Here is a 15454-nt window from a genome sequence, read left to right on the forward strand (position 1 = left end):
TTTTATAAATCTGAATATTGTCTTATTTAAGGATACCATATTTTACTTTAATAGTCTTTTTAAGTATGATTCAAAATGTGTATTTTTAGGCAAATTTTTTGAAATGATATACGGTATAGATACTTTCAGTTTTCATGATGTTTTGGAAATCTGTAAAGACCCAAATAAAGCTACATTAAATAAAGAAGCGAAAGAGCAAATTTTAAAATCTCAGAATAATGTAAAACAGATTGTAGAGTCAGATCGATGTGTTTATGGGATCAATACAGGATTCGGACCGCTTTGTGATACTAAAATTTCGGCTGATGAAACAGCTCAGCTTCAGTACAATTTAATTATTTCTCACGCAGTAGGAGTAGGGAAACCGATTGATAAAGAATTTTCAAAAATTATGATGATTGCGAAAGTTCATGCGTTGTCTAAAGGTTTTTCGGGAGTTTCTTTGGAAGTGATTGAAAGAATTATTCTGATGCTTGAAAAAGATATTATTCCTGTAGTTCCGGAGCAAGGTTCTGTAGGAGCTTCGGGAGATTTGGCTCCTCTTTCACATTTGGTTTTACCACTTTTAGGACTTGGACAGGTTTGGGTAGGAAACGAAATTTTTGAAACGGCTGAAGTTTTAGAAAAAAACAATCTTGAACCATTGGTTTTAGGACCGAAGGAAGGTTTGGGATTAATCAACGGAACTCAGTTTATTCTGGCTCATGCGATAAAAGGTTTAGAAAAATTTGAATATTTATTAGATTTAGCGGATATGACTGCTGCAATGAGTCTTGAAGCTTACAGAGGTTCAGCAAGTCCATTTAAAAAAGAACTTCACGACATTAGACCGTTTGAAGGAAGCAAAAAAGTAGCGGCAAGAATGCTGAAATTTTTAAAGAATTCTGAAAACTTAAAAGCTCACGAAGAGTGCGAAAGAGTACAGGACCCTTATTCTATGAGATGTGTTCCTCAGGTTCACGGTGCAAGTAGAAATGCTTTTGAACATCTTAAAATGATGGCCGAAACGGAATTGAATTCTGTAACCGATAATCCGATCGTTTTAAGCGCTGAAGAATCTATTTCAGGAGGAAATTTCCACGGGCAATTAATGGCAATGCCTTTAGATTATGCAACTTTAGCTGTTGCAGAGTTAGGAAATATTTCAGACAGAAGAAGTTATTTATTGTTAGAAGGGAAATACGGTTTACCAAGATTATTAACTGAAAGCTCAGGTTTGAATTCAGGATTTATGATCCCGCAATATACTTCTGCAGCGTTGGTTACTGAGAATAAAACGCTTTGTTTCCCGGCTTCGGCGGATTCTATCCCGACAAGTTTAGGTCAGGAAGATCATGTTTCAATGGGAAGTATTTCTGGTAGAAAATTCAATCAGGTTTTAGGGAATCTTGTAAATATTTTGGCGGTTGAATTAATGTTTGCAGCACAAGGTTTAGAATTCAGAAGACCTGCAAAATGCTCAAAAATTATTGAAGAAAACTTTGCCATTCTTCGTTCTAAAGTTGATAAACTGGAAGATGACCGATTAATCGGAAAAGATATGTTGGCGATTGCAGAGCTGATTAATGATAGAAAGTTTGTAGTGAATTTTTAAATTAAATCTTTCGCAGATTAAATAGATTGGGCAGATTTTATATTTTTATCTGCGAAATTTGCTAAATCTGCCAGATAAATTTTAAATCCGAATAAAATGCAAATTCTCAGAACTACTTCCGAAAATTCCGATTTTCAAAATCTTGTAAAAAAGTTGGATGCTTATCTAGCAGAAATGGATGGTGAAGACCATGCTTTTTATGATCAATATAATAAAATTACTCTGCTGAAAAACTGTATCGTTATTTTTGAAAATGAAAAACCGGTTGCTTGCGGAGCGATAAAACCAATTGACGAAAACACAATGGAAGTAAAAAGAATGTTTACACTTCCTGAGTTTCGTGGAAAAGGTTTTGCAGCGTCAATTTTAAAAGAACTGGAGATTTGGACAAAAGAATTGGGCTATGAAAAAACCGTATTAGAAACAGGTAAGAAGCAAACAGAAGCTGTTGCTCTTTATAAAAAATGTAACTATGCTATCATTCCTAATTACGGGCAATATGCAGGAATTGAAAACAGTATCTGTTTTGAGAAAATTTTATAAAAAAATATCAAAAGGGTCGGGCTTTAGCCCGGCTTTTCTTTTGCTCCATCAGTTTGGCTTTAGCCAAAACTTATTTACCATTTATCAACAACAGCTCCAGAGGAGCGATACCTTTGTAGGATAATAGTAAAATCCACAATTAGAACTCCGTAGGAGTTCAATCTTTTCCGATGTTTTTTAAGTAAGAATAGTATTTCTCACCATTTCTCCGTCAAATATTTCCAATATCGCTTCGGAACATGTTGAATATGCAATTTTGTGTTTTTCCTTTCTTTAATATTGGTTTTGGTAAAATAACTTTGCCAAAGGGTCTGGTATTTTTTTTCTTCTTCGTGAAATTTCTGCTGATATTGGTTTAAATCTAATTTTTCATCAGGATAAAAGAATTCACAGTTTTCTAGATCATACAACAAACCGTAATGTCTTCTCAAATCATAGATCATCCATTTTTGGTCTGCGTAACGGTCTTTAAAATGTTTTCTTATCAAAGGTAAAACATTAAAATCAGGATCAATTTTTGCAAAATAAATATCGTCCTGTAATTTTTCAAACCGTACAAAAGCAGTCATTCGATGTCTTTCTCTACTTACAGATTTGCATATTTTTGAAATTTTCAAAATATCATTATCTGCAAAATTTTGTAATATATTTTCTTCAGGATGTTTGATAGATTGTTTTACTGCTGATAAAATAAGATTTTCCATTTCCTGATCTTCAGAAAGAAAAACCTGTAATAATTGATGGATTCCCGACTTCCCAATATTTTGTTCTAATTTGTTTAAAACTCTTTCCGATTTTTCCTGTTGGGTGATCACTTCATGAATTTCTGCAAACATATTCTCCTGCTGGAAATTTTCTTTGCTACAAATCTCCACATCTTGATACCGATATTCAAAAACTTCAAATATCGCAGTGAAAAGTCCGTCGAAACTTCCGTCGTAGAGTAGGGTGGTCATTTAAGTTGGAGGGTTTGAGAGTATTAGAGTTATAATAGTGTTATTTGTGAAAAAATATTCGTAAAATTCGTGTTTAAAAAAGTGTCAATTGTTGCGAAAACTGATTCTGAAATTTCGATTGACTTCCACCAATGATCAACTTCCTTAAATTTAAATCAGTTAAATGTTTTAAAAATGGATTTCCATACGTAAAATCAATGAAAAATTTTGCCCGATTGACTGCAGCGCCCAGTTTTTTAAGATGGTCGATATTTAAAACCTGAAATTTTCTTGCACTCACAATTTTCTGTGCCGTTTTTACACCAATTCCGGGAATTCTTAGGATCATTTTATGATCTGCAGTTTGAAGATTTACAGGAAATTGATCCAGATGTCGCAAAGCCCAGCTTAATTTCGGGTCGACTTCCAGATCAAGAAATGGCATATTGAAATCTAAAATTTCATCAGCTTTAAAACCATAAAAACGCATCAACCAATCTGATTGATACAAACGGTTTTCCCGTAAAACAGGAACTTCCGATGTAATCGAAGGCAAACGATTATCTACCGTAACCGGAATATAACCGGAATAATAAACCCGCTTCATTCCGTAATTTTTGTAAAAATGATCGGCAACTTTAATGATTTGTAAATCGTTTTCGTTGGTTGCCCCCACGATCATTTGTGTTGATTGTCCGGCCGGAGCAAACTTCGGAGTGCTTCTGATGATTTTCTTTTCGTCTTTATATTGCTGAATTCCTTTCTGAACAATCCTCATCGGCTGAAGCATATCTTCACGGTTTTTATCCGGTGCCAATAATTTTAGTCCAGATTCTGTCGGAATTTCAAGATTGACAGACAAGCGATCGGCGTAAAGCGCTGCTTCATTCATCAAATCATCACTTGCTCCGGGAATTGATTTCAAATGAATATATCCGTTGAAATTGTGTTCGGTTCTTAGTTTTTTTGCAACCCTCACCAAACGTTCCATCGTCGTATCGGCATCTTTGAAAATTCCTGAGCTTAAAAATAAGCCTTCAATATAATTTCTTCGGTAAAAACTGATGGTTAAATCAACCACTTCTTCCACGGTAAAAGCAGCACGTTTAATATCATTCGATTTTCTGGAAATGCAATAGATACAATCGTAAATACAATGATTGGTCAAAAGGATTTTAAGGAGAGAAACACAACGTCCATCTTCAGTATAAGTGTGACAAATTCCACTTGCTGAACTGTCGCCTAAACCACCGTTATTTTTTCTTTTTCCACCGCTTGATGAGCACGAAACATCATACTTCGCAGCATCTGCAAGTATTTCGAGTTTCTCTTTTATGCGGTCAAAATTCATTTAAATAAATATTTTTAAAATGGAAAATTCAATAAGATTTTAAGCAAAATTAAGTCCAAAATTGAGAAAAGTCAGTGTTTTTAAAACAAACTTATCCACATATTTCCAAAGCAAAATTAGTATATTTACGGTCATTAATTTATGAGTGAAATCGTAAAAATTACGATTACGCACGACATATAAAAATTATCAATATGAATCATAAACCGGTAGAAGGTTTTTCTAAATTAACCAAACAAGGAAAAATAGACTGGCTTGTTAACGAATATCTCGAAGGAAACCAGGATTATCAAAATATACTCAATCAATATTGGAACGAAAATGCAGATCTACAGAAACTTCACGATGAGTTTTCTGAAAATACAATCTCCAATTTTTATATGCCTTACGGAATTGCACCTAATTTTTTAATCGACGGGAAATTATTTGCTTTGCCAATGGCGGTGGAAGAAAGTTCAGTAGTTGCAGCGGCTTCAAAAGCAGCAAAATTCTGGATTGATAAAGGGGGGTTTAAAACAACCATCATCAACACCGAAAAACTGGGACACACACATTTTATCATTGATGTTGAATCTCACAAACTGCAGCATTTTTTTAATTTTAATTTAAAGAAAAAACTGTTTGAAGCAACAGAAGCGATTACAGCAAACATGAGAAATCGTGGCGGCGGTATTTTAGATATAAAATTGATCGACAAAACTTCTGAAATGCCCAATTATTATCAGCTGAAAGCAAGTTTTGATACTGTGGATTCTATGGGAGCCAACTTTATCAATTCATGTTTGGAGCAGTTTGGAAAAACTTTGAAGCAGGAAATTGCAATCAGTGAAGATTTTACACAGGAAGAGAAAAATTCTTTGCAGATTGTAATGAATATTCTTTCCAATTTCACTCCGGATTGTATTGTAAGAGCTGAGGTTTCCTGTAAAATTGAAGATTTAAAAGATGATAGCGGAATTTCAAACGAAGAATTTGCAAGAAAATTCAAACAAGCGGTTGCGATTGCTGAAATTGAACCTTTCCGTGCAACAACGCATAACAAAGGAATTATGAACGGTGTTGATGCAGTTGTTATCGCAACCGGAAATGATTTCAGAGCAACCGAAGCTTGCGCACATGCTTACGCAGCGAGAAATGGAAAATATTCTTCTTTAACACATTGTACAACAGATAATGGAATTTTCAGATTTTGGATCGATCTTCCAATTTCTGTAGGAGTTGTCGGTGGTTTGACGAATCTTCATCCTTTGGTAAAATTCTCTTTGGCACTTCTTGGAAAACCTTCTGCTCAGGAATTGATGAGTATTTTGGCAGTTTCAGGATTAGCTCAGAATTTTGGAGCGCTTCGTTCTTTGGTAACTACGGGAATTCAGAAAGGTCACATGAAAATGCATTTGCTGAATATTTTAAACCAAATGGGTGCAACGGAAGAAGAGAAACAGCATTTTGTGACGTATTTTAAAGATAAAACGGTGACGCATCACGAAGTTATCAACGAATTTAACAGATTAAGAGAAAAATAATGATACAGGTTATTTTGGCTGTCTTATTTGTTGTTTTTGGAATCTTTCTTAAACAAACAAATCATCCTGGTTTTAGACGTTCTAAAAAGTTTTGGAAGATGTTTGTTATTTTGGGAGGTGTAATCTTGCTTAGCAGATTGGTTTCATATTTTTTACATCCACTGTAGTGAAAAAGAAAATTCTATTCTTCCTCTTGATTTCCGGTTTAAGTTTTTCGCAACAGAAAAATTTAAAAATAACTGATTTGCAACCGAAATCCGAAGATTTTGCTTTCCCAAAAGTTTCTTATGCTGAAAAACCTTTGGTTGAAAACAAGATCAATACATTCTTGCAGGTAAATCAGCTTGAATATATTCCCGGTTCAGAAGGAAATCCTTCGAAATTGGTATCTACAGGAAAAACTTCATATTCCAACTACGTTTATTTTTATGGTTGGGAAAAGCTGGAAACGCCTAAAAATATTTTGAGTATTGCCATTAGTGGAGAAGCTTCAGGAGCCTATCCTGAAGGTTTTGATATTTGGAAGAATTTTGATTTGAGAACGGGAAATTTAATCAATGCCAAAGATTTATTCCAGCCTAATTCAATAAAAACTGTTGAAGGCTTAATTCAGAAAAATATTAAGAAAGAAATAAATGATTTTCTTGCAGCATTAAAATCTGAGAAAAACCCTTCGGAAGAGGTTTTAGACCAGATTGCTATTTATGAAGAATGTTTTACCGATTTTACTTTAGACGGAATTGAATATTACTTCGCTAAAAATAAAATAAGATTCATTGCCGGAAGATGTTCTAATCATGCGATGAGAGCACTGGATGAATTGGGAAGTCATGTTGTGGAATTTCCTTACCAAAATTTGGAAAAGTATTGGAGTTCATACGCGAAAAACTTATTATCTGATTCTGAAAAAGTTGATAAAACGAGTTTCAGTAATAAACTGTATAAAGGAAAAATTGACGGAAAGTATCCGATTACCGTTTTAATTAATTCTATTAATGAAGATGATTCTTTTTCAGCTTCTTATTGGTATGATAAAAGTAAGAAACTGATCAATTGGAGAGGAGAATTCGTTCACGATCATTTGTCGATTACAGAAGATGATTATCACAGTGAAGAACTAAAACAATGGATACCAAGAGCCTTAATCGAAGCAGATTTGAAAGGGAACAAAATCATCGGAACTTGGCAGGATTACAAAACAAAGAAATATTTAAAATTAGAATTAGAAGAATTATAAAAATGAAAACAATTACTTTGGTCTTCGGTGCTGTTTATGGCATGTTATCAGTTATTTTAGGTGCTTTTGGAGCACACGCTTTAAAGAAAATATTATCTGTAGAAAGGCTGGAAAGTTTTGAAACAGGAGTAAGATATCAAATGTACGCTGCGTTTTTTTTGCTGATTGCAGGGTATATTTTAAAATTTGACACCTCATCTCAAAAATGGATTTCTATTTTGATGATTGCTGGAACAATACTGTTTTCTTTCAGTATATATATGCTCAGTATGCAGGATTATTGGGGAATGAATCTTAAATTTTTAGGACCAATTACTCCACTTGGAGGATTGTTTATGATTTTAGCTTGGTTGATGCTGATTTTTTATTTTGTAAAGAATAAAATTTAAATGATAAGAAAGTCTTCGACTTCGCTCAGACCGACATTCCTACAAAAACGTTGTGTATTAGAGATGTCATGCTGAGCGAAGTCGAAGCATTTTACAAATGATGATTGTAATTTTAAAAAATAAATTAAAATGAAAATCAACAGAAGACGTCGCTTAATACGAACTTTTAATCTTTTGGATCAACCCATTAAGTTTAATCCTTTCGTATTCAGCCGTACTTTTTTTATGTGGGCAATTACAGGTTTGGTTGGCGGAATTATCGCCGGATTATACTGGATTGTTCTCGAACACTTCACAGAATTTTTACATCACTTCCAAGGTTGGATGGTGATTCCGACGATGGCAATTTCAGGTCTTTTGGCAGGTTTGGTCATTCATTTTATTGGCGATCCTGGAGAAATTCATTTGATTGTTAATAACATCAGATTTAATAAAGGAAAATTAGAACCTAAAAATAATCCTTCCATGATTTTGTCGTCACTTTTTTGTGTGGCATCGGGTGGAAGTTTAGGTCCTGAAGCACCTTTGGTACAAGTTACGGGTTCAACAGGAACCTATTTAGGAAAACTTTTTAGGCTGAAAGGAGAAGAGTTACGCTCTTTAAGTATTGCGGGAATGGCTTCTGGTTTTACAGCACTTTTTGGCGCTCCGCTTGGTGGAAGTTTATTTTCTTTGGAAATTCTTCATCATAAACACGCTGTAGAATATTACAAGGCGATTATTCCTGCTTTGGTAGCGAGCTGTTTTAGTTATCTGATGTTTGCTTTAATTATTCATTTGGGAATCGGAGCGACTTGGGATTTGAAAGCCTATCATTACACCGGAGTTTATGATTTTGCCTATGCAACTGCTTTCGGAATTGTAGGAACTTTGTTTGGCTGGATTTTCATTTTTGTGGTTAAATTTTTCAAAAAAGTTTTCGAATACAGAAATTTTCCAATCTATATTAAAACTTTAGTAGGTGGGATTTTATTGGGGATAATTGCTTTTTATTTTCCGTTAACGAGATATTTCGGGCATCATGAAATCAATGAATTGATCAATGGGAATTACGCCCTGAATTTTTTAATTATCATTTTAATTTTTAAAATTTTAGCCATTGCGATTACCGTAACTTCGGGATGGAGAGGTGGTTTCATCATTCCGTTGTTTTTTGTGGGAACTACTTTAGGATTGATTATTCATCATTTATTTCCGACAGTTGACACCACTTTAGCGATTGTAAGCTGTATGGCTGCGATCAATGCATGTGTTACGAGAACGCCGATGAGTACAACGATTATTTTGGGAACTTTGACGGGATTTACGTATTTCGTACCGATACTTTTTGCAAGTTTGACAGGGTATTTCTTAGCTCCGAAAATTCCGTTTATTGGTTCGCAATCGGAAAAATTAGCCGAAGAATAGAAATATTTAAGACAAAAAGTAAATTAAAGAAGAAATATCATCTTAATTTTTATTCTAATAAACTTGAACTTCCGTGTCTTTTTATTAAATTTGTCAACCTTTAAATATTAAAATAAAATAATAAAAATAATATGAATCTTCACGAGTATCAATCAAAAGAGATTTTATCAAAGTATGGAGTAGCTATCCAACGTGGTTTCGTTGCAAACAACGTAGAAGAAGCTGTAGCAGCTGCTGAAAAATTGACTGCTGAAACCGGAGCTCAGGCTTGGGTTGTAAAAGCGCAGATTCACGCAGGTGGTCGTGGTAAAGGTGGTGGTGTAAAGTTTTCTCCAAACATGGATAAGCTTAAAGAAAATGCTGAAAACATCATCGGAATGCAGTTGGTAACTCCACAAACTTCTGCTGAAGGTAAAAAAGTACACTCTGTTTTGGTTGCAGAAGACGTTTATTATCCTGGAGAATCTGAAACTAAAGAATTTTATGTTTCTATTCTTTTAGATAGAGCTGAAGGTAAAAATACAATCGTATATTCTACAGAAGGTGGTATGGATATTGAGCACGTTGCAGAAGTAACTCCTCACTTAATCCACAACGAATTGATTGATCCTACTTTGGGTCTTCAAGGTTTCCAGGCTAGAAAAATTGCTTTCAACCTAGGTCTTGAAGGAAATGCATTCAAAGAATTTACAAAATTCATCTCATCTCTTTACAATGCTTACGTAGGAATTGATGCTTCTCTTTTCGAAATCAACCCGGTTTTGAAAACTTCTGATAACAAAATTATCGCTGTAGATGCTAAAGTAACTTTGGATGGTAACTCATTGTTCCGTCACAAAGATCTTGCTGAGTTGAGAGATACAAGAGAAGAAGATCCTTTGGATGTTGAAGCTGGTGAAGCTGGTCTTAACTTCGTAAAATTAGACGGTAACGTTGCTTGTATGGTAAACGGAGCTGGTCTTGCAATGGCTACAATGGATATCATCAAATTATCTGGTGGTAACCCTGCTAACTTCTTAGACGTTGGTGGCACTGCAGATGCTGCAAGAGTACAGACTGCTTTCGAAATAGTTTTGAGAGATCCAAACGTAAAAGCTATTTTGATCAACATCTTCGGAGGTATCGTAAGATGCGACAGAGTTGCTCAAGGTGTTGTAGATGCTTACAAAGCGATGGGAAGCCTTCCGGTTCCATTGATCGTAAGATTACAAGGAACTAACGCTGTAGAAGCTAAAAAATTAATTGACGAGTCTGGTCTTCCGGTACACTCTGCAATTACTTTAGAAGAAGCTGCAAACAAAGTAAAAGAAGTTTTAGCTTAATTTTAAAACTTTTATATAAATTTAAACCGTTCCATTTTTGGAGCGGTTTTTTTGTTAACGAATAAAAATATCTTTTAACACTTTAATTATTTTTACATTAAACTTAATTATTTTAAAATACTTTTATAGTTTGATCTACAACTGACAAATCTCACAAGCTGTTTTCGGCGTAAAACTTGTACCTTTATCATTGATGAAAGACTACAATTTACAGCCAAGATTTAAAGATTCTCTTCATTTCAAAGATTTTTGGACGAAAGGAAACGGAAAACAATTGATTGATTTTTCTGGTGCAGAAGTGAGTTTTAAAGACTTTGAAAAATTTTCTCCTTTCTTTTATCATGTAGATGAAGTAGGAGATGAGGTTGTAAAAGATGTTTATTTTACCAAAAAATATAGTGAGGCATCACGGGAAATCGAACAGTATATCAGAAATGGAATTTCACAGTATGATAATGCTCCAAAAAGTGTTAAAAAACTTTTTGCACAAACGCAAAAACTTCCCGACTGGCTAGATTATAATTTAATAAAAGCAGGAGCAGAGCTATGTATGCGAAGTAATCTCGATTCTTTAATTTCGCTCAGAGATTATTGTTTAATTGGCGGTTACGATTATGCTTATCTCAACAAACCTTTAGTTGCAACCGAAGCTCTAAAAAAAGGTGCCGTAAAAAGACTTTCGGAAACACTTGATTTTTGGGTAAACGTCACAAGATATGATGCATTAGAAATTCATCAAAAAGGTTACGAATTTGCTATCAAAACTCGACTTATCCATTCTTATGCAAGACTTTCGATCAAAAAACATTACAAAAGTTGGGACACTGAAAACTGGGGCGAACCCATCAATTCTTGGGATATGATGGCAACTTATATTGGTTTCAGCCTCGTTTTCCTTCATAGTCTTCATAAATTTGGCAATACTTTTTCTGAAGAGGAAGAGAAAGGGCTTTTTCACCTTTGGAAATATGTAGGATATTTGCTCGGAATTCCCGAAAATCTTCTTCCCAATGATAAAAAACAGGCGACAGAATATTTTTATTTATGGACCTCTGTTCAGCCGTCTTCAGACAAAGATTCGGTTTTGTTGGCACATTCTTTACTGAATGAATCTTTAGAAAATCCTATTTTAAAATATAGTTTTCAAAGAAAAAATCTACGGTATTTACATATTTGTTGCACCTGGTTTTTGCTGGATGATGAGGTTTGCAAAAGACTTCAGATTCCTGATGTACCGTTGAAAAAAGGTTTTCCTATTACAAAGAAGCTCATCAATAAAATATATGATTCTACGGTAAGTCGTGAAGCAAGAATAAAAAAAGGCAATAAAGATCAGATGAAAGTTTTGGAGGATTACCTGAGAATTACCCAGAACTCAAATTTCCATTAATGGATTATTTATTGCCTATTTATTCCTTATTCTTCATAGTTAGAAGCTTAATCCTGCTTTCACTACTCGCTTTTTCTTTATTTTGTGCGGAGCGGCAAAGCCGCTCCGCACAAAATAAAGAAAAGAGCTCAAACATGCCGTTCAATCAGGGCTAAAAAAAGCAATGTTGAATACCACCCCGTCAAAAATTCTAAAGAATTTTCGCCACCCTTCCTTTGGAGGGGAATTCTCGTCACAGAAAATTTATGATTGCAAGAATTAATTTTGGAAATTTTAATGACCTTAAGTTTGAATTGAACAATGTGAAATTTTACGAATATCAATAGAAACGGGCTTTAGCCCGTTTTTAAAACAAGCAATTCAATTTGGCTTTAGCCAAAATCTGTGTTTTGTAAATAACCCTTGTCAATAGCCCCGATTGCAGCGACATCCTTTTTCTGAGTTGGATTGTTAAAAAGCGATGGCGAAAAAGATATAGTGGAAAGCGGGATCAAGCTTCAAAAAAGGTCAATATTTTAAAAAAAACTATCTTGATTTTTTGCTTTTTTAAAGGAATAAATTTTATCATTTTTTAACGCTAAAAACTAAATCCGAAGACAAATAATATTAGCATTTAAAATTTAAAATATGTACTTTTGATAAAATATTTTAATATAATATGAGCAACATAGATGATAAGAAAAAAGCACTTGCATTGGTGCTTGACAAGTTAGATAAAACATACGGAAAGGGAACTGTAATGACTTTGGGAGATGATGCAGTTGATACAACCATCGAAGTAATTCCGTCTGGATCATTAGGATTAGACATCGCTTTAGGTGTTGGCGGATATCCAAGAGGAAGGATTATTGAGATCTACGGGCCAGAATCTTCAGGGAAAACAACATTAACGCTTCATGCAATCGCAGAAGCTCAAAAAGCAGGTGGAATTGCTGCTTTTATTGATGCTGAGCACGCTTTCGACAGAGGGTATGCTGCAAAATTAGGAATCGATTTAGAAAATCTTATTATTTCTCAGCCGGACAACGGTGAACAAGCTTTGGAAATTGCTGATAACTTGATTCGTTCAGGAGCAATCGACATTGTGGTAATTGACTCTGTTGCGGCATTGACTCCAAAAGCAGAGATCGAAGGGGAAATGGGAGATTCTAAAATGGGTCTTCATGCAAGATTGATGTCTCAGGCATTAAGAAAGTTAACTGCGACTATTAACAGAACAAAATGTACGGTAATTTTCATCAACCAGTTGAGAGAAAAGATTGGTGTAATGTTCGGAAATCCTGAAACGACAACCGGTGGTAATGCGCTGAAATTCTACGCTTCTGTAAGATTAGATATCAGAAAAGCAAGCGCACCAATTAAGAATGGTGATGAAGCTATCGGTAGCCGCGTGAAAGTGAAAGTGGTGAAGAATAAAGTGGCTCCACCTTTCAAAATGGCAGAATTTGACATTATGTATGGTGAAGGAGTTTCTAAAACAGGTGAGATCTTAGATACTGCGGTTGATATGGGGGTCGTGAAGAAAAGTGGTTCTTGGTTCAGCTACGGTGAAACTAAGCTAGGGCAGGGTCGTGATGCTGTGAGAGATTTGTTGAAAGACAATCCTGAATTAGCAGAAGAACTTGAAAATAAAGTAAAAGAAGAAATTGCTAACAAAAAGTAATTTATTCTAAGTGAAATAAAAAAGACAGCTAAATGGCTGTCTTTTTTATTTCTTTTATTCCCTTAGATTTTTCAGCCATAATTCCATGTTTTCTTCGGGTAGAATATTAAGCTTTTTTCGCAAATTATACTTCCTGCTTCGTACAGTATTTACCGATTTGAAAGTGTAAAGTGCAACATCTTTAGAGTTAAATCCAAGATAAGAATATGCCAAAAGAGTAAGTTCAGTAACTCTCAGTTTTGGGTCTATTTCTATGAGTTTAGCAATAATATCAGGATAAACTTCTTTGAATCGGGTGAAAAATTCAGGACTGTTGGTTTTTGCAAGATCGATTACCTCATCAAAAGATTCGTTTACTTTTTGTTGCAACTTAATATTTTCTTCTTCTTTGTTGTAGAGCTGTTTTTCATTCTCATGACTTTTTTTGATATAATTTTTTCTTAGAAATAAAAAAATACAAACAAATAAAATAATGATACAGAATATTATGATGTAAAGTTTTTTTTTTGACTTTTCGGCGATTACTTCCTTTTCTTTTATAAAAGTTGTTACTGGTATTTCTTGTATTTGAGTGTTTATTGTTTTTAAACTATCATTTATTGCGGTGTAGTTTTCTATATGCTCAATGGTTTTCTTTTCATTTTTAACTGTTTTATAGGCTTCATAAAGCAATTTGTAGGTGTCTCTCACATCTTGTGGCTTGTTAAGTTCTTTTGCTATAGCAAGCGATTCTTCATAAAAAGAGATGGCTTTCTGATACTCTTTTTTTTCAAAATAGTACCTTCCGTAATTTCTTTTAAGTATGCAGATTTGGTATAAAGGAACGTTACCTTTTTTTACAAACTGTTCGCCAAGATTAAGATAATATTCTGCAGAATCCAGATTTTTTGTACCGATAAAGTATTTTGCAAGCCGTGCTGAGGTAAAAGTATTAGATTTGGCTTTATGTGCATTTTTTAAATCAGTATAGAATGCTTTCATGTTGCCACTTTCTTCATATACTTTTGCTCTTAGACCATAATAATACTGAAGCTGAAAGTTACCATTTTTTAATCCGGCAGATTTTGTAAGAGAGATGCTTTTATCGTAGTTTTCTAATGCTTTTCCTTTGAAGCCAAGCTGATAATAATTCCTTCCATATTCTCCATAAATTCTGGCCTCTGAATCAAGATTATTTACTTCCTTATTTTTTTCGAGAGCTAAATCCAGATATTGTAAACTTTCTTTTATCCTAAAAAGATTACTGCAAATATTGGCTGCAGATAAATAAGCTTTTGCAGATTTATCATTATTATTTATGCGATTATATTGTTTGATGACTTCTTTACATAAAACTAAAGATTCTTCTAGTTTACCAGATCTGAAATGTTGATCGACTTCTTTATTGAGTAACGAATCTATTTCTTTTTCAGAATATTGTTGCGCCTGCATTTTAGAAATGCCGGAGAAAATTAATAAATAAAGTATGATGAGTTTTATTACTTGCATTAAATATTTTTGTCCTTAAAGAAAACATTTCTCAAATGTAATAAAAATAATCTCTGACAAATTACTTCTAAAAACTTTTAGATTTAATATCAATTTACATTCTTTATCCACAATTCCATATTTTCTTCAGGAGAAATATGTAGTTTTTTTCTCAGGTTGTATTTTCTGCTTCGTACGGTATTTACAGATTTAAAAGTATAAAGTGCAATGTTTTTTGAGCTGAATCCCAAATATATATAAGTACAAAGTGTCAGCTCTGAAACTCTGAATTTTGCTTCTATTTCTAAAAGCTTCCGGATAAACTTCCCGAAAACGTGTGAAAAACTCAGAACTGTTGGTTTTTGCAAGGTGAATAACCTCATCAAAAGATGCGTTTATTTTTTGTTTTAGTTCCTGAGTTTCTTTTAAGAAATAATACTTTCATTGAATTGAATGAGTTCCTGAATCTTTTTTCTGCCGCTGATTTTCCGGGTATCAACAAAGAGTCTCTTTCTAGAGATTAAGAGAAAAAAAGTAAGGGAAAAAGATTAAAATCAGTATTTTGTTTTTATACATTTCAACTTACAAAATCCTTATTCGTTGCAGAATTATCTTTTGTGGAAGGGTTAAAAA

General features: G+C 33.9%; 14 protein-coding genes. 10 read left to right on the forward strand and 4 right to left on the reverse strand.

Translation table 11 applies throughout. The annotated features are described in order from the left end of the window. Positions 1–103: 103 nt before the first annotated feature. Positions 104–1594 carry a histidine ammonia-lyase gene (gene hutH, locus FDY99_RS13800; protein WP_139422246.1) on the forward strand — a complete coding sequence of 497 codons (1491 nt, stop codon included), beginning with the start codon at positions 104–106 and terminating at the stop codon, positions 1592–1594. Between the two features lie 96 nt (positions 1595–1690). Continuing rightward, the gene (locus FDY99_RS13805; RefSeq protein ID WP_139422248.1) at positions 1691–2137 is read left to right on the forward strand and encodes a GNAT family N-acetyltransferase; all 447 of its coding nucleotides are present in this window, start codon (positions 1691–1693) and stop codon (positions 2135–2137) included. A gap of 197 nt (positions 2138–2334) precedes the next feature. Here the strand turns inward: FDY99_RS13805 and FDY99_RS13810 are convergent, their stop codons facing one another. Beyond that, entirely contained in the window at positions 2335–3093 is a 759-nt protein-coding gene (locus tag FDY99_RS13810) for a TIGR03915 family putative DNA repair protein (protein ID WP_139422251.1), read from the reverse strand. Between the two features lie 73 nt (positions 3094–3166). Further along, positions 3167–4423 (reverse strand): putative DNA modification/repair radical SAM protein, encoded by a 1257-nt coding sequence (locus FDY99_RS13815; protein WP_139422252.1) that lies wholly within the window; start codon positions 4421–4423, stop codon positions 3167–3169. Between the two features lie 194 nt (positions 4424–4617). Here FDY99_RS13815 and FDY99_RS13820 point away from each other — a divergent pair, with 194 nt between their 5' ends. The 7 genes from FDY99_RS13820 to recA all read left to right on the forward strand — a co-directional run bounded on the left by FDY99_RS13820 (position 4618) and on the right by recA (position 13354). Then, positions 4618–5946, forward strand: a complete 1329-nt coding sequence (locus tag FDY99_RS13820) for a hydroxymethylglutaryl-CoA reductase, degradative (protein ID WP_139422254.1) — start codon at positions 4618–4620, stop codon at positions 5944–5946. A 166-nt stretch (positions 5947–6112) separates the two neighbouring features. Further along, positions 6113–7183, forward strand: coding sequence for a hypothetical protein (locus FDY99_RS13825; protein WP_139422256.1), 1071 nt, complete (start codon positions 6113–6115; stop codon positions 7181–7183). Positions 7184–7185: 2 nt separating this feature from the next. Beyond that, entirely contained in the window at positions 7186–7572 is a 387-nt protein-coding gene (locus FDY99_RS13830; protein ID WP_074230144.1) for a DUF423 domain-containing protein, read from the forward strand. Between the two features lie 129 nt (positions 7573–7701). After that, positions 7702–8979: a chloride channel protein gene (locus FDY99_RS13835; RefSeq protein WP_139422257.1), complete on the forward strand. Its 1278-nt coding sequence runs from the start codon at positions 7702–7704 to the stop codon at positions 8977–8979. Between the two features lie 131 nt (positions 8980–9110). Continuing rightward, positions 9111–10301 carry an ADP-forming succinate--CoA ligase subunit beta gene (gene sucC, locus FDY99_RS13840; RefSeq protein ID WP_074230142.1) on the forward strand — a complete coding sequence of 397 codons (1191 nt, stop codon included), beginning with the start codon at positions 9111–9113 and terminating at the stop codon, positions 10299–10301. A 193-nt stretch (positions 10302–10494) separates the two neighbouring features. Beyond that, on the forward strand, positions 10495–11691 hold the full coding sequence (locus FDY99_RS13845) for an oxygenase MpaB family protein (protein ID WP_139422259.1): 1197 nt from the start codon (positions 10495–10497) through the stop codon (positions 11689–11691). A 658-nt stretch (positions 11692–12349) separates the two neighbouring features. After that, a complete protein-coding gene (gene recA / locus FDY99_RS13850) occupies positions 12350–13354 on the forward strand; it encodes a recombinase RecA (RefSeq protein ID WP_074230138.1) in 1005 nt (334 codons plus the stop codon). Between the two features lie 54 nt (positions 13355–13408). On the opposite strand, the gene FDY99_RS13855 is transcribed toward recA, so the two are convergent. Further along, positions 13409–14842, reverse strand: a complete 1434-nt coding sequence (locus FDY99_RS13855) for a tetratricopeptide repeat protein (protein ID WP_139422261.1) — start codon at positions 14840–14842, stop codon at positions 13409–13411. Positions 14843–14931: 89 nt separating this feature from the next. After that, positions 14932–15204 (reverse strand): helix-turn-helix transcriptional regulator, encoded by a 273-nt coding sequence (locus FDY99_RS13860; RefSeq protein WP_139422263.1) that lies wholly within the window; start codon positions 15202–15204, stop codon positions 14932–14934. Between the two features lie 6 nt (positions 15205–15210). Here FDY99_RS13860 and FDY99_RS23545 point away from each other — a divergent pair, with 6 nt between their 5' ends. Continuing rightward, the gene (locus tag FDY99_RS23545) at positions 15211–15345 is read left to right on the forward strand and encodes a hypothetical protein (RefSeq protein ID WP_262711399.1); all 135 of its coding nucleotides are present in this window, start codon (positions 15211–15213) and stop codon (positions 15343–15345) included. Positions 15346–15454 lie beyond the last annotated feature (109 nt).

This window comes from Chryseobacterium mulctrae (assembly GCF_006175945.1).
In the GTDB taxonomy this organism is placed as follows: Bacteria; Bacteroidota; Bacteroidia; order Flavobacteriales; family Weeksellaceae; genus Chryseobacterium; species Chryseobacterium mulctrae.

What these genes read in the sequence shown, in the direction of transcription:
- hutH (WP_139422246.1), top strand. Translation starts at nt 104, where the DNA reads ATGATATACGGTATAGATACTTTCAGTTTTCATGATGTTTTGGAAATC.
- FDY99_RS13805 (WP_139422248.1), top strand. Translation starts at nt 1,691, where the DNA reads ATGCAAATTCTCAGAACTACTTCCGAAAATTCCGATTTTCAAAATCTT.
- FDY99_RS13810 (WP_139422251.1), bottom strand. Translation starts at nt 3,093, where the DNA reads ATGACCACCCTACTCTACGACGGAAGTTTCGACGGACTTTTCACTGCG.
- FDY99_RS13815 (WP_139422252.1), bottom strand. Translation starts at nt 4,423, where the DNA reads ATGAATTTTGACCGCATAAAAGAGAAACTCGAAATACTTGCAGATGCT.
- FDY99_RS13820 (WP_139422254.1), top strand. Translation starts at nt 4,618, where the DNA reads ATGAATCATAAACCGGTAGAAGGTTTTTCTAAATTAACCAAACAAGGA.
- FDY99_RS13830 (WP_074230144.1), top strand. Translation starts at nt 7,186, where the DNA reads ATGAAAACAATTACTTTGGTCTTCGGTGCTGTTTATGGCATGTTATCA.
- FDY99_RS13835 (WP_139422257.1), top strand. Translation starts at nt 7,702, where the DNA reads ATGAAAATCAACAGAAGACGTCGCTTAATACGAACTTTTAATCTTTTG.
- sucC (WP_074230142.1), top strand. Translation starts at nt 9,111, where the DNA reads ATGAATCTTCACGAGTATCAATCAAAAGAGATTTTATCAAAGTATGGA.
- FDY99_RS13845 (WP_139422259.1), top strand. Translation starts at nt 10,495, where the DNA reads ATGAAAGACTACAATTTACAGCCAAGATTTAAAGATTCTCTTCATTTC.
- recA (WP_074230138.1), top strand. Translation starts at nt 12,350, where the DNA reads ATGAGCAACATAGATGATAAGAAAAAAGCACTTGCATTGGTGCTTGAC.
- FDY99_RS13855 (WP_139422261.1), bottom strand. Translation starts at nt 14,842, where the DNA reads ATGCAAGTAATAAAACTCATCATACTTTATTTATTAATTTTCTCCGGC.
- FDY99_RS13860 (WP_139422263.1), bottom strand. Translation starts at nt 15,204, where the DNA reads ATGAGGTTATTCACCTTGCAAAAACCAACAGTTCTGAGTTTTTCACAC.
- FDY99_RS23545 (WP_262711399.1), top strand. Translation starts at nt 15,211, where the DNA reads ATGCGTTTATTTTTTGTTTTAGTTCCTGAGTTTCTTTTAAGAAATAAT.